The sequence below is a fragment of the Mesorhizobium sp. M7A.F.Ca.MR.148.00.0.0 genome, assembly GCF_003997735.1.
Lineage (GTDB): Bacteria > Pseudomonadota > Alphaproteobacteria > Rhizobiales > Rhizobiaceae > Mesorhizobium.
In genome coordinates, this window is sequence record NZ_RZTB01000668.1 from 1 (window position 1) to 241 (window position 241).

At 66.0% G+C, this 241-nt stretch carries 1 protein-coding gene; it reads left to right on the forward strand.

Annotation, left to right across the window (positions count from 1 at the left end; genetic code table 11):
• Positions 1-241: VOC family protein (locus tag EOB49_RS35765; protein WP_348630295.1), on the forward strand; the 241-nt coding region annotated here is incomplete at both ends.

Consider the following 241-nt stretch of genomic DNA (forward strand, 5'->3'; position numbering starts at 1 on the left):
CTTACCAGACCTTTACGGCCGGCCCCGAATCCGGCGGCGGCATCATGAACAAGCCGGAGCAGATCCCGGTGCCGGTGTGGCAATTCTACTTCAACGTTGCGGCCATCGACGCGGCGGCCAAACGGGTCACCGACAATGGCGGCAAGATCCTGATGGGGCCGATGGAGGTCCCCGGCGGCAGCTGGGTCGTGCAGTGCCAGGACCCGCAAGGCGCACACTTTGCCTTGATGGCGCCGGTCCG